We start from the raw sequence: 14,419 nt of genomic DNA on the forward strand, positions 1-14,419 counted from the left end.
CCGCCCGGCCTGCCATTCGTTGATCCGACAACCGGTAGCCTCCGCCCATGAGTTCGAGCGGCCTCCCTGAAGATTTCCTCCGCCAGTGGAAGGAGGCCCAAGGGCAATATGCGTCGATGGACGAGCCGGACTCGGCCGACCGACGATCTGACGATGCTCATGACCTGACCGAGGACGAGGCGGCCGAACACCTGGCGAATGGGTGGGAAAGACTCCACGAGGTCGTGCCGCGCTTCAACCTTGCGGTGCTGGGGAACACCGGTGCTGGTAAGTCCAGCCTGGTCAACGCCATCTTCGGCGAGATCCGCGCCGAGGTGGGCGTTGGCGCACCCGTGACCCAGGAGGTCACGGCACACGACAACGAGGCCGGCACGCTGCGTCTTTACGATTTCCCAGGTTTCGAACTGGGAAAGAACGGGCGCGACCCTGTCACGATCATCAAGGACGAACTGTCCACCATCCAGAAAGGCCCCGAGGAGGACCGGATCCACCTCGCATGGTTCTGCTGGGACCAGGGACCCCGCCGCGTCGAGGACGCACACCGAGCAGCGATCGCGGAGCTCGAGGCGCGGAAAGTTCCGGTGATTGCGGTGGTGACCAAGGTTCGCGACGACGAGCTTGCAGAGATCGAAGAATTCGGTCGATGGATCCGTAACCACGTCGCTGGACTCTGGTCGCACGACACCGGCAGTCCGATCGTCTGCCTCACCCGCTCGAAGGCCCCGAGCGCTGGTCTTGTCCAGCTCCTGGACGAATCGCGGACGGCGGCTGATGCCACGTTTCGAGATGCGATCGATGCCGCGCAGAAGCTGGATGCGGCGGCGAAGCGCCGCGCGGCGCGTGGGCTGATCGCCGCGGCAGCGGGTTCTGCCGCCGCCGCCGCTGCCATACCTGTTCCCGTGGCCACCGCAGCGGTCCTGGCCCCGATCCAGCTCGGGATGATGGGGCAGATCGCCCGTATGTACGGTCTGAACCTCAAAGGGGTGCTCGGCGGTGGTACCGCCCTCCTCCAGCTCGCACTACAGCTCACAGGCAGGGCTGCAGTAGCGAGTCTGGTCAAGGTTGTCCCGGGAGCGGGCTCGGTGATCAACGCGGCGGTGGCGAGCGCGTGGACGTACGCTGCGGGCGAAGCATGGCTCTACCTGTGCGACGGCATCGCTTCGAGGAAGATCGACCCCGACCAGGTCGGGCCAGTGTTCGACTACCTGCAGCCGATCATCGAAGCGGTGCTCAAGTCGAAGTTCCCGAAGTCGTAGCCCGCGCACTTCCCCCAGTCGGTCGGGTCCGCTGTTCGTCGCCGAGGGCCGCTCGCTACGCTCATCGCAACCTGCGTCGGGTCGGTCGTCACCGGGCCCCGCGGACGTGCCGCCACAGCTCGGCGACGTGCGTCTCCATGCGGTAGTGCCATTGGCCGCCGATCTTGACGAAGCCGATAGGCGGGTTGGACCGCTGGTAGCGCGTGTAGACCATTCGTGCGAGGGCTCCGGTGACACCGGCGACCTGTGCCGAGGTGAGGTTCAGGCCTGCGAAGTCGGTGCCGAGGAGCAGATCGCCGGCACGTTCGGTCGCGACGTGGTCGAGGACGGCGATCGTGGTCGGGGCGAGGCGTCCGGCGAGCTCGCTGAGCTCGTCCTCGGTCCAAGGCACCTTGGTGAGCTCCTCCGCACCGGCATCGGAGGGGTCCGCCTGATGCGGTTCCGGGGTGGCGCTCATGGGTTCGACGGCGGGTGGCCCGGGCCAGACGCCGCAGATCGCCTCGGTGAGGACAGAGGACCTGGTACGGATGTCGTCATCAGTCCAGGCATCGACGTGGTGGGCGACGATCTGCTTGGTGAGCACGAGCAGGGCGAACTCCTCGAGGAGCCCCCGCTTGCCACGTCCGACCATGCCTCCGGCCTTCATCCCGGAGGCCTCGGCGTCTGTCCAAGGCCGGTGCGAGAGGGACCCGTTGAGCGGCTGGGTGACGAGGGTGAGGTTGCCGAGGGTGTTGACGAGCTGGTCGCGATTCGCGGCCGCTTCGGGGTCGAGTGGTGGCTCGCTGTCCCAGTGGGTACGCCAGCCCTGCGGCATGACGTGCTCCACCTGGAGCTTCGGCGGCTGGGGAAGGTCCTCGTTGAACTTGGTCCGCAGGCTCTTCTCGACGGCCCACAGGACCTCGGCGATGCGCGACTGCCGGATGTTGCCGTAGAGGCGCAGGCCGGGCAGCACGGCGAGCATCTGCTCGTCCGTCGGCCAGTACCGGGCGTCCGCGGACTGCCTGGCGAGGTAGTCGCGGACGGCATCCCCAGCAGTGTCCACGGGCGCGTCGGCCACGACCTTCAGGATGGCGACCATGAGCTGGTTGACGCCCTTCATGGTGGCGCGGGCGAGGGTACGACGGATCACCCAGCTCTCCAGCGCGTTGAGCCCTACGGCGACCTGCGAGGCGGGGACCTCGTGGTTCTCGGAGACGAACCACAGCAGGAGCGGGCTGGTGGCCGCGAGCTCCATGGTCTCCACGACGCGCGAGTGGAAGGAACCCTGGGGTGAGGTCGGATCGAGCTGCGTGAGCTGCCGGTAGGTGTCGGCGTCGCGTCGCAGCGCACCGAGGAACTCCTCTGCTCCTGTCGCGTCCGCCATGTGCGGCTTGGCGTACTGGGTGAATGTGCGGAACACCTGCTCGGTCTTCACCTCGTCCTGCATCCGCATGGTGAGCCAGTACTGCAGGAAGATGTCGATGCGGGACCGCATCTGCCGACCCTGGGTGATCTCCGCGCGCCACCACTCGTCGTCGAAGTCGACCCAGTGGGTGTCGGGCCACTTGTCGACGTCGGCCCCGACGTCGGTGCCGACCTTGTAGACCCAGTTCTTGATGAGGTCGGCCTTGAGCAGGGGTGTGCCGCGGTCGTTGAGGGTTTCGAAGATGAGCTGGGAGTCGTCGTGCCCGGTGAGATTGATCGCGACGACGTAGAGGCCGTCCTGCAGGGTCGAGGTCAGCGCCCAGGCGCGCTGCTCCTCGGTGCCGGGCGGGAGGTTGCCGTCCTCGTCGGGCTTGCCCTCGAGCCAAGCACGGGACTCCCCGCTGAAGAATCGGTGGGCCTCGAGCACCCGGTGCTCGCCGTCGGACGGCAGGGTGTCGTCCATGGCCTGCTCGAACGCGGCGCGGTCCTGACGGGACGGCCAGAGCTTGAAGCGCTCCGGCTTGCCGCGGAAGGCCGCCGACTTGTTCAGGGCCAGGTCTTCGAGGTCCTCCGCGAGCGTTTCGTGCCCACGGGTCGATATGGCGGACTGCACGGCGTCGATGACGAGCTGGAGCGTCGTGGTGCGCTGCTGGCCGTCGATCACGAGGTGACGGGTGACGTCGCCGACGACGGGCGGCCGCGACTCGTAGACGATCGCACCGAGGAAGTGTCGCTCCGGGTCGACCGCCGCACCGGACTCCGAGGGGAGGTAGCTGACCGCGACGCGGAGGATGTCCTCCCACAGCGGCGCCCACTGGTCCTCCTCGTTCCAGACGTAGGGGCGCTGGAACGACGGGATCTCGTAATGCATCTTCCCGTCGAACAGCTGCCGCGGTGTGAGTGCGTCGGCCTTCATCGTGACTCCTTCGTCAGACGGACTTGCCGTGGCGGAAGTAGGCGAGCTCGATCTCGTCGCGGCGCACGGGGCGGCCCAGCTCGTCGGAGGCGATAGCTGCCTGCTCGGTGGCGACGGCGAGCCACTCGGGATACCGGAACGGCGACCACCCGTAGGTGGGTTCCGACCAGCCGTGGAGCGCGTTGAGCGACTTCACCACGAACTGGTCCATGATCAGCGCGCCGTCCGGCTGATCGACCCTCGACGCGTCGGCGACGTAGAGGAACTTGGTGAAGAACGCCGGGCCCAGGTGCTTGATCGATCCTGGACCGCGGTCCAGCACCCTGTAGGCGGCCGTCGGTCCGTCCCCGGCAAGAGCCTCGACCGAGGATTCCAGCCGCTTCTGCCGGTCGGCCGGCGCGGTGTCGCGGAACGTGCGGGCTCGTCGCCCGACGAGGAACCCGAGGTGGCCCGTGCCCCAGACGTATCCCGCCAGCAGGGCGCGAGACTCCCAGCCAGGGCCGCCATCGGCGACCGCGATCATCCGGCCCCGGTCGATCTGGCGGTATCCGCGGCCGCCCGGATCGTCGGGGAGCTCATAGAGCCAGCCCGACACGGACGGGTCGACCCGGCCGGTCCACCAGGCGGGGCGGAACTTGAAGCCTTGGCTGAGCAGCGCCTCAGTGCCGCAGAGCAGGTCGCGGATCTGCTGTCCCCCGGCGAGCGTGCTCATCAGGCGTGACCCCCGATCTCGTCGTGTGAGGCGTCGACGCGTCCGATCTTCGCGGGATCCTCAGCGGTCCGCACGTCGCCTGCGATGCGGAGGAGCTGGGCGAGATCCAGCCCGTCGCGTAGGTGCGGGTTGGCCTCCAAGGTCAGCCGGATGCGGTGTGCGCCCTGCTCCGGAGTGAGTCGAGCGAGCTCGTGCTGCGCTGCTCGAAGGGTCGGGTCGGCATCGACGATCTGGGCGTGGGTCAACCGCCACCACAGTTCTTGCTCCATCGCGGCTGCCGCCGCCCAGGCGCGGCCGTGGGCCTGCCACTCGGCGCTGCTCATCGAGACGGTGGGTTCGGAGCTGCCGGCAGGGAGCTCCCGCGGCCGGGGCACGTCGTCCGCGCGGACCGCCGGGGCGGTACCGGGCCGTGGGGCGACGTGGTGGGTCCAGGCGCTCCCGTCCCAGTAGCGCAGCTGCGACGCGTCCGAGGGGTCCGGGTACCAGTCGGCGGGCGTCCCCGGTGATGCCGCTGCTGACGCAACATGGTGGGTCCAGGCGCTCCCGTCCCAGTAGCGCCGCTGGGTCCTGTCCGACGGGTCCGTGTACCAACCGGCCGGAGGTGCCTCAGTGGGAGCTTCTGTCTCGGTCTCCGCTGCCTTGCTCTCTCGCTTCTTCCTCCGATGCTGCATGTACTGAAACCCGGCGGCGCCGACGGCGATGCCCGCGCCGAAGGCAAGGAGCGCTCCCGGGATCTCGAGGTCGTCCTCGTCGTCGCGGCCGACGTGGATGGAATCCGCCGATTCCGCCGAGGACTCGTCGGTGTCCACCAGGTCACCGATCACCGTGTGCGAGAGGTCGTTCGTGTTCCGGTCTCGTGCGAGGTCGCTCCTGTATCCCGGGTGCGTACGCGAGTCGGAGAGCTCAGCACCGTCCCTGACGTAGATCCTGCGGACCTCTTCGCGGTAGCCGTCGGGACCGCTGGCGCTCATCGATCTGTACTCCTCATCGCAGACCTGCCCGGCGTTCGTGGTTGACTCGCTTGACCTGCGCCGGGAGCGTGAACAGGTCCACGAACCAGGCGATGAGGAACCATCCGACGGTGAGGACGTATCCGGCGCCCCGGCAGCCCTTGCCCAGGTAGAACTGGTGCGCGCCGAGATAGCCGAGGAAGAACCACCAGACGTACGCCGCGACGAGCGACTTGTCGGGGCGGGTGTAGGGCGCATGACCAGCAGGCGGACCCGGTTGAACAGGAACGGGCTCGTGGTGATGAACATCGCGGCTCGCGCCCGTTCCGGGGACCGGTGGCGGCATCGACGACGGCGGAGGACCGTAGCCCGGAGGAGGCGGCATCTGCGGAGGCGGCGCGCCGTATCGGGCCGGCGGTGGTGGTGACGACGGCGGAGGCGGTGGGAGGTTCGGCGGGACGCTCCCGTACGGGTCAGTCATCGGAGTGCTCTCGCAGCCGGGACTCGAAGACGGCGTAGGCCTGTCGCATGTGGGCCTCGCGGTCGAGGGTCTCGAAGGGAAGCTCGTAGATGTACTCGACCTTGCTGCCCGGGTGGGTGGCGGTGAGGTCCTCGTCGGAGTAGGTGCCGTCGTTGCCGCCGCGCTTGCGCCAGGTGGTGAGGACGCTGTTGGGGACGAGGCGGCCGTTGGCGTCGTAGTGGTCGCGGTTACGGTCGTAGCCGTACAGCACGGGGAACTGGGTGCGGTAGATCGTGCACAGCTCGTCGGCGGTCAGGCCAAGGGAGAGGGCGACCAGGGCGTCGATCTCCAGCGTGGCCTGACGGCGGTCCTCGGCCCGACGGAGCGGAGTATCCGGGGCCCACTGCGGCCCGACATCGCCGAGGTCGGCCCAGCCAGTGCGCTCGGGCAGCCCCGTCCAAGAGTCATCGCGGAATGCCGGGACGTAGCACTCGGCCCATAGGTCGGCATAGGCGTCAGTGACAGAGTTGAGACGCAGGACTCGTAAGAGCAGATGGCTTTCCAGTTCGCCGCTAGATAATGCAAGTCGGTTTGCAGTTTGCCAACTGATAGAAGACTTGGGTACTGCGCGGATGAGGAAGTCCGCCACGAGCGAACTCATCGTTGCGGCGGCCAGAGCGAGCGACCGGGTGTCACTGGGTGACCCGAAAGAATACACGGTGTGAATGTGTGCAGCGCCGGGGGGTATCAGCGCTGGTGCCAACGTGCGCTCATTGCGGTTGGCGGCCATGTTGCGCCAGGCAAGGCGATAAAAGCCCCGTGCCGAGACGGTTTCAACGCGCACGATGCGTCCATCTGCTTGGCTGGCGATTTCTGCGCTACGGATGTATTGAGCGGCAACGGCGGGCGAACCGTCGGCGGGACTTCCGTCCGCACCTAACAAGATCCTGCGAGTCCAGTGCGTATATTCTTCGTCGTATTCCTTGCGATTCCCGTCAGGCTTGTATGATGTTGCCGGTTTCGCATTATGGGCCATCTCTTCCAGATCGATGAGCGACCAGTCGAGTTGGTGCTTCATCGAAGCGTTTGGCACTTTGTAGGCAGGGTTGGCTACATAGATGTGGGGGCCCTGAAGGATCGTGTCTTCGTATTCTGTTACGGTACCCCACTCCGAGTCAAAACGGCCCCTCTTTCGGTCTGTCGACTCGTCCCATCCGCGCGAAAAGCGGAAGTTCAGAGATTCAATCCGATCGGCGGTCGCGAGTTTGCGAAGGGCGGTGGCGGCAGAATGGTTTACCGCATAGACCATGCGCGTCTGGATAACCTGAGTGCTCGAGTCCTCGAGGATTGAATGCCATGTCGAGAGCGCCTCGTAGTCGGTCGCGGTTATCCGCTCTCGGTGAGGGGAGAGATCCCAGTTTCCGTCAGGATCTTTCATCCCCGGTTCAGTGCCGTTCCCGTTGTGGATCAGGGAGCGATCGACGGTTTCGGGATGGTACATCCATGCGGCCTGAAGGAAGGATGGCTGGCTTTTTGGTGTGCAATATACGTGTACGCCGTAATTGACGTTCCCGTGCACTTCAAAAAGATGAAGCTCGTTGACAAACTGCCAGTGCCGTCGCAGTCGACGGTAGGTTGCTGCGCGCAGCGAACGGGCCTTCTCGTCCGTGAAATGCGACTCCGGGTGAATGAGGCCGATCGATCCCGACGGTGCTTGATGTCGCCACGACTGCTCCATGAAACAGCGGTACAGATCGGGCTGGAGTCCTACGAGGTGCGGGTAGTTGGAGCCCTCCCCAACATATGCGGCCGTGACGGCAACGTCAGCGGTCCCGCCGACGACGAGCTCTTCGATACTCGGGAGAGACAGTGTCTCCTGGCGGCGCGCTTTGACCTCCGCCTGTGTGACCTTGTTCTTGAGTTGCCACCACGGATCGCCCTCTGCGAGCAGCGCCTCGACGTCGGATCGCGGCCGCACCCACGGCGGGTTTCCTACCTGCAGGTCGAAGCCGCCGCGTGTGGCAAAGACAGGCGCGAAGTCGAGCTCCCAGTGGAAGAAGCCCTGCCGCTTGGCCACCTTCTGACAGACGCGGAGCCACGGGTGGTCATCAAGGAACCGCGCTGGTGAATCGACCTGAGCGAGCCTGAGGTCGTCGGTCTCCTTAGCACCCAGATCTTCCCAGGAAGAAGTGTCGAAGAGATCCTGGTTCCCGCCACGCCAGCCAGAGCCGCGACCGGTCACCCGGGTCTTGATTTGGACGCCGAGCACCGCGCGGAGCCCGGCGATCCACTCGTCCAGGGTCGGCGGCTCGACGACGGTGGGCTCGTCCGAGGCATCGGCGGAGTCGACCCTGGTCAGCTCGTCGGTGAGCGGCCAGAACCACAGGGCGCACCAGGCGTCCATGACGAGGCGGAGTCGCTGGTAGGCACCGTGCGCATCGGCGAGCGCTTCCTCGATCTGCTCGCGGGTGACTTCGCCGCCGGGCTCGAGCGGCTCCTTGGGCTTCCACACATCGAGCGACCGCCGGATCTGCCGCTCGGCGATCGCGAGGCGCCGGTGCGTGAGGTCCCAGAGCGCCTCGACGCGGTGCCCGAGCTTCACGAGCTCGTCCGATTGCTTCTTCGACGGCGTGACGAGCACCGACTTGCGCCAGGCCTTGAGCCGGGCGAGTGCCTCGGGGGCGAGCTCCTTGGCCTCCTTGGCCTCGACGGCGCTGCCCCAGCCGGCGGCGGGCAGCAGGAAGTGGTGGATCCGGCCGCCCACGTCGCCGAGCGAGCTGGTGCGCCCGGCCGCGCGGTCGTCGTCGGTCGGCGCGAGCGGCACGTCTGCGGGCACGGCCTTGAGCCACGCCTTCTTGGCGAGCTGGTCGCGGCGGTAGACGGCGCGCCGTGCGCCGATGAGGGAGTTGCCACGGCGCAGGTGCAGGCCGAACCAGGGTGCGGCCAGGCCCTCGCCCATGGTGTCGAGCCACAGGGAGATCTCGGCGAGCTCGACAGCGGTGCTGTTGAGGTCCACCCCGTACACGTTGTGCAGGGCGATGTACGCCTTGACCTTCTGCAGCTCGCGGGCGTACTCGTCCGGTTCGATCGTCTCGCCGGTCTCGGCCTGGCGGCGGCGCAGGTAGGCGGCGGCGAGCTGGCGGACGGCCTCGATGGCGAACGCTCCGGAGCCGAGGGCCGGCTCGCAGACGGTGAGGTCGAGGATCTCGCGAGCGGAGAGCTTGCGCGGGATCTCGCGGCCCTTCCACTCCACCGACTCCGGGTCGGGGTCGTCGGGTCCGATGAGCTCCACCAAGGCCTGGGAGACGGTGAACCGGGTCAGCACCTCGGGCGTGTAGTACGACGCCGACTGCTGCCGCTCGCGCCCCGCCAGCCGGAACACGAACGTGCCCTGCTCGTGCACCACGGGCTTCTTCTCGCCGGTGACCGGATCATCTTCCCGAACGAAGTCCTTCTCGGCGATGCCCTGGGACCGGACCACCGGGACCACCCAGGAGCCCTTCTCGTTGTCACCGTCCTTGGCGACCTCGTGCAGGTCCTCGGTGGCGAAGAAGCCCGTGTAGCTCATGAGGCCCTCGTACACCGCGCCGAGCTGGTTGATGCCGAGCTCGGCGTACGAGATGAACCCGCGGTCCTTGCCCCTCGACTCCTTGCTGAGCAGGAGGTGGCGCAGCACCTGCTGCAGCGCGGCGTTGCCGAGCCCGACGTCGTCGATCAGCTCGGTCGCCTTCGGTAGGAAGAGGTCGGCCTTGAGCGGGCGGAAGGTCAGCCCGGCGTCCCCCGCCTCGGCGTCGGTGGTGCCGCCGTCGTGCCCGGTGTCGACCAGGCGGAACAACGTGCCGAGCGAGGAGTACAGGTGGGTGCCGTGCTCGGCCGCCGGGTCGGCGAGCTCGACGAGGGTGAGCTCGCGCAGGCGGTCGAGGCTGTAGCCGCGCTCGTAGACCGGCTCGCCGACGGGCAGCACGCCGAGCTCGGGGGAGGCCTCCGCGTACAGCAGGAAGAGGATGCGGTAGAGGTAGCGCAGCGACTGCCGGGCGAGGTTCTGCGCCTCGGCCTGCGGCAGCGGCTCGAGGCCCTGGGCAGCCCGCCGGCTGACCACCTCGTTGGCGATGATCTCGATGGACAGCCGCACGCCCTCGCGCAGGTCCTTGGAGACGCCGACGGTGTGCTTGACCGACTCATCCAGCACGCCCGGCCACCACAGGTTGCCCTCGGGGTCCGGGGCGAGCGAGGCGGCCTCGACGCAGGTCAGCGCGCGGTCGGTCTCGCCGCCGCGCTTGTCGTCGGCGCGCTCGGCGACGAGCTGCAGGTCGATCGCCAGGTACCGGCCCTCGGCCCATCGGGCCTTCTCCGCCACGAGCAGCCAGCCGCCGGCCAGCACGAGCGCAAACTCGGGGCCCTCCTCCTGGACGAACAGGTGCGAGAGCAGCCTCGCCACCGAGAAGATCTCGGTCTTCTCGTCGACCTGGTACGGCTCCAGCAGCGTGCGGTCGGTGCGCGTGGGCCTGACCGGGTCGCCCTTGGCGAGCAGCGACTCGACGTCCTTGACGGCGACCGCCTCGACGACCACCAGCGGGGCCTTGGCCTCCAGCCCGGTCGCGTGGACCCACTCGACCGGTCCCTCGCGCTTGGCCTGCAGGGCGGCCGTCGTGTACCCGAGGACGGCGCGCAGCCGCTCGTACAGCTCGGGCAGGACGGCGAACCGGCCGCCCTCCTCGCCGAGCCCGGCCAGGGTGGAGAGCAGCTCCGGGCGGGCCGCGACGAAGCGCGACCGGGTGGTCGGCGTGCCGTCCTTGGCGGCGTCGTCCCAGGCCTTGCGCCGTTCCAGGACCTTCGTGCGGAACGACTGCTTGCCGTCCGTGGCGAAGTAGTGCTCGCTGATCCAGTCCTCGCCGACGACGATCGCGTCACTGGCGGCCATCAGATGTTCTCCTCGGTACGGGTCGGCTCGTCGGCCGGCAGGTCGAGCCCGGGCGGGACGACGACGAGCAGCGGGCGCAGCAGCGTGCGCTCCGGCAGCATCTCCCGTGCCAGGCGCGACTCCTCGTCGACGTCGGACTGCCGGGTGGTGATCCCGGCCCGGGCGGCCGCGGCCTCGCGGCTCAGCAGGGCGGACGCCTCCATCCGCCAGTACGCGCTGCGCTGGAGCCAGGACTCGACGCGCTGCTGGGTGCTCACCTCGATGGAGGCGACCTGGTCGCCGACGGCGCTCTCGGCCGAGCGCACGGCCTGGCGCACGTACGGCTGGAGCGACTCCGCTCCGACGACGCCGCCGGTGTTCGTGGCGCCGACGTGCAGCGCCCCGATCGCCTCCGCGGCCGTCGCGTGCGGCTGGGGGAGCGCGAAGCCCGGGTTCCCGGGGTTCGGGAACCCGACTGTCTGGTACGACGTCGCGACCACCTGGCCGCGTACGTTGTACAGCGCCGCCTGGACCAGCACGGTGAGCATCTCGGCGTCGCCGCGGACGGCGAACACCTGGTTGCGGCCCAGGCACGCCAGCGCCCGGTCGGACGCCCACTCCACGACCGGGTGCAGGGGGCCGAGGTAGTGCGCCTCCGGCCACACCGACGTCGACTCGGCGCTGCGGGCGTTGGCGAGCTCGCGGGTGCCCTGCGCCGTCGTCGTCGCCAGGCGCAGCACCTCGGTGACGCGCCGGTCGGCGAGATAGGACTGCGGCAGCACCTCCAGGCGCTGGCGCAGGTCCCGCGGGGGCTTCAGCGACGCGACCGAGCCGTTGGCGGCCTTCTTCCACGCCACCCCGTTCGAGGGCTCCTGCCCGGGCGTGGTGTAGATCTGCGTCAGCGCGTCCTCGAGGAACGCGAGGTCGTCGTCGTACACCCCCGTGCGGCCGCCCGTCGGGGCCTGCTCCGGGGCGGGGGTCGGTGTCTCGGTGCTCGCGCCGAGGTTCATGAGCCGGGCGAGCAGACCTGCTGGGCCGCCGTCGTCGGCGACCTGGTCGACCTCCTTGACGACGCTCTCCAGGGTGCGGGCCTGGCGCAGGACGTCGGCGATGCTCTTCTCCTCGGCCGCGACCGAGTACTGGCCCATGAGCGAGGCCGTGTCCCCGAGCGCCCGGTGGGCGTGGTGCTCGCGGTCGACGAGGCGCGTCAGGACCCGCAGGTCGCCGCCGAACTGTCGCGTGCGCTGGGGGTCCAGCAGGAGCGTGGTGATCTGCGGGGGGTGCTTCTGCCCGTAGCGGTCGATGCGGCCGTTGCGCTGCTCGATCCGGATCAGCGACCACGGGATGTCGTAGTGCACCAGATGGTGGCAGTGGCTGTGGAGGTTCACGCCCTCGGAGGCCACGTCACCCGTGACGAGCACCCGGATGGGGGAGGACGCGAGCTTGAAGGACTCCACGACCGCCTGCTGGTCGACGTCGGAGAGCCCGCCGTGCAGGACGGCGACGTTCTCGGCCTTGAGCCCGAGATCCTTGACCAGCCTGTCCTGGAGCCAGCCCAGCGTGGCGACGCGCTCGGCGAAGACGACCGCGCGCGTGTCGGAGCCCTTGCCGACGCCGATGCCGCGCAGGTGGTCGCGCAGGGCGTCGTACTTCGCCGAGCGCTCGATGAGCGAGCGGGTCGCCAGGTCGTGGAGGCGCTGCAGCGCGGCGCGCTCGCCGGCGCGGGTGCCGGGCGTCGGGGTCTCGTCCTCGGTGGTGCCGGCGGTGTCGGCGTCGTCCGGCGCGACGAGCGACTCGTCGTCGTCGGCGGTCTCCCGGCCGGACTCCACGGCCCGCAGCCGCTTGCGGACGGACTCCTCGAGGGCCGCCGGCGAGGAGAGGAACGCCTTGGCGAGCGTCCAGGGGAACAGCGTGGCGCCGCCCCGGCCCGAGTACGGGGAGGTGCCGCTCGTCGGCCAGAGCCAGGTGTCCTCCAGCTCGACCGCGATCTCCTCCTCGACCGGCGAGGGCGTCACCGGGATGTTCCGAGGCTGCTTGCGCTCCGCCCAGTGGTCGCCCACCACCGAGGCGACCTCCGGCGAGTGCCGGTGCCGGCGCACGATCAGCCGCTCCACCTGCTTCTCGTCCAGCTCGACGCCGTCAGGCTTCACCGCCGACGGCTCGAGCATGCGGACCAGTGCCGCGAACGACCGCGGGTCGCCGTTGTGGGGCGTGGCCGAGGCCAGGACCAGCGCGTCCGTCTGGCGCGCCAGCATCGAGGCCAGACGGAAGTTCTGCGTCGAGGCGTTGGTGACGTTGTGCGACTCGTCGATGACGACGGCGTCCCACCGGTGCCGGCGCAGGTGCGCCACGTACTTGTCCGACTTCAGGGTGTCGATCGAGATGATGACCCGCTTGAAGAACGCGAACGGGTTGCGGTTCGCCGGCAGCTTCTGGCGGATGCGCTGGATGCCCGTGGAGTCCAGGCGGACGAACGGCAGGGCGAAGCGGGTCCACAGCTCGAACTGCATCTGCTCCAGCACGTGCTTGGGCGTGACCACCAGGATGCGCTCGCCCCGGCCGCGGCGGGACAGCTCGGACAGGATCATGCCGATCTCGAGCGTCTTGCCGAGCCCGACGGCGTCGGCCAGCAGGATGCGGGGGCGCAGGTTGTCCGGGTCGAGGGCCTTGCGGACCGCCTCGAACTGGTACGGCAGCGGGTCGGCGAGCGCGCGGTGCGCCGTCGTCAACGCGTCCTCCGTGACGGGTACCGGCGTCTTGCGCAGCATCGCCTCCAGCCACAGCCGGGACTCGCGGTAGCGCGGGGACTCGTCGGCGACCACCGCGGCGTCGGCCGGGTCGGCGACCGCGACGTCGTCGATCGCCGTGGAGAACGTCGCCTCGGTGTCCCGGACCAGGCCGGAGAGCCCGACCACGTGGACGAAGTGCCCGTCCGCCGTCGGCTCCACCTGCGTGACGAGCCACTCCTCGTCCCGCACGACGACGGTCGATCCGGGCGCGGCCTCGAACTCGGTGGTCCGCGGCTCCGTCGTTGCTGTCACGCGTGTACCTCTCGGTGGTGCTTCGTTCGTGGCCCGGGGCGGGGATCGTCCCTGCCGAGCGGCAGGGGTCCGTTGCCCGTGGCCACTGGAAGCGTAACCGTCAAGACCGGGCAAAACGGCACCGCGGTGGGGTGAAGTCAGCCGCGTGTGTCGTACCAGCGGGTGTAGGGCGCGAGACGCTCGGTCGTCGAGGCGAGGGGGACGCGGTCGAGCTCTTCGCGGATCGTCGCGGCGTCCGCCGGCGAGAGCGGGACGAGGGGGCGACGAAGCCTGATGGACCAGGACGTCCCGAGGCTCGAGAACGCCTCGAGGCGGCCGACCAGCGGGGCGATCTCGACGCCGTGGCCGAACGGGGCGACGGGCCCGATCTCGAGGTCGCAGCCCCACGGAAACTCGCGTGCTCCGAAGCGGATCGGCGGGTCCAGGTCGGACACGGCACCGGCCACCCGTGCGGCACCGATCACCCGGCCGCGGTCGCGGGTCGGGTTCTTGAAGGCGCCCCGGGTCGTGTAGAGGAAGACCTCGTCGCCGGGCGCCAGATTCGCTACCTCTGCGCGCCGCGCGGCGGGGAAGGCCGTGCGCGACTCGGTGAGGATCCAGCCCAGCGCTTCCCGGTCGCCGATGACGAGGAGGAACGAGGTCATGGCGACAGCCTGCCATCGGAGGCGTGGTCAGGTGCCGGGTGCTGGGTGGCGGGCGACGGAGATTTCACCCGCTGCGTCGAGATGAAGTCCGAGGTGATCGGGCCTCGAGACTGATCGCGCGGGCTACAGTTGCCCC

General features: G+C 69.0%; 8 protein-coding genes. 1 reads left to right on the forward strand and 7 read right to left on the reverse strand.

The window, feature by feature from the left end; translation table 11 throughout:
* The first annotated feature begins 47 nt into the window (after positions 1 to 47).
* Positions 48 to 1,256: a GTPase gene (locus Q6347_RS02000; RefSeq protein ID WP_304606523.1), complete on the forward strand. Its 1,209-nt coding sequence runs from the start codon at positions 48 to 50 to the stop codon at positions 1,254 to 1,256.
* Between the two features lie 88 nt (positions 1,257 to 1,344).
* On the opposite strand, the gene Q6347_RS02005 is transcribed toward Q6347_RS02000, so the two are convergent.
* The 7 genes from Q6347_RS02005 to Q6347_RS02035 all read right to left on the reverse strand — a co-directional run bounded on the left by Q6347_RS02005 (position 1,345) and on the right by Q6347_RS02035 (position 14,283).
* Positions 1,345 to 3,576, reverse strand: a complete 2,232-nt coding sequence (locus Q6347_RS02005; protein WP_304606524.1) for a DUF262 domain-containing protein — start codon at positions 3,574 to 3,576, stop codon at positions 1,345 to 1,347.
* 13 nt (positions 3,577 to 3,589) lie between these two features.
* A complete protein-coding gene (locus Q6347_RS02010) occupies positions 3,590 to 4,288 on the reverse strand; it encodes a hypothetical protein (protein ID WP_304606525.1) in 699 nt (232 codons plus the stop codon).
* Positions 4,288 to 5,259 carry a DUF2510 domain-containing protein gene (locus Q6347_RS02015; RefSeq protein ID WP_304606526.1) on the reverse strand — a complete coding sequence of 324 codons (972 nt, stop codon included), beginning with the start codon at positions 5,257 to 5,259 and terminating at the stop codon, positions 4,288 to 4,290. The genes Q6347_RS02010 and Q6347_RS02015 overlap by 1 nt, the downstream gene beginning before the upstream one ends.
* A 13-nt stretch (positions 5,260 to 5,272) precedes the next feature.
* Positions 5,273 to 5,584, reverse strand: a complete 312-nt coding sequence (locus tag Q6347_RS02020; RefSeq protein ID WP_304606527.1) for a TM2 domain-containing protein — start codon at positions 5,582 to 5,584, stop codon at positions 5,273 to 5,275.
* Positions 5,585 to 5,711: 127 nt separating this feature from the next.
* Complete coding sequence (locus Q6347_RS02025) at positions 5,712 to 10,619, reverse strand: DNA methyltransferase (RefSeq protein WP_304606528.1); 4,908 nt, start codon at positions 10,617 to 10,619, stop codon at positions 5,712 to 5,714.
* The gene (locus Q6347_RS02030) at positions 10,619 to 13,639 is read right to left on the reverse strand and encodes a helicase-related protein (RefSeq protein WP_304606529.1); all 3,021 of its coding nucleotides are present in this window, start codon (positions 13,637 to 13,639) and stop codon (positions 10,619 to 10,621) included. The genes Q6347_RS02025 and Q6347_RS02030 overlap by 1 nt, the downstream gene beginning before the upstream one ends.
* 137 nt (positions 13,640 to 13,776) lie before the next feature.
* Complete coding sequence (locus Q6347_RS02035; RefSeq protein WP_304606530.1) at positions 13,777 to 14,283, reverse strand: hypothetical protein; 507 nt, start codon at positions 14,281 to 14,283, stop codon at positions 13,777 to 13,779.
* Positions 14,284 to 14,419 lie beyond the last annotated feature (136 nt).

The organism is Isoptericola sp. b408 (genome assembly GCF_030588085.1).
Classification (GTDB): domain Bacteria; phylum Actinomycetota; class Actinomycetes; order Actinomycetales; family Cellulomonadaceae; genus Isoptericola; species Isoptericola sediminis.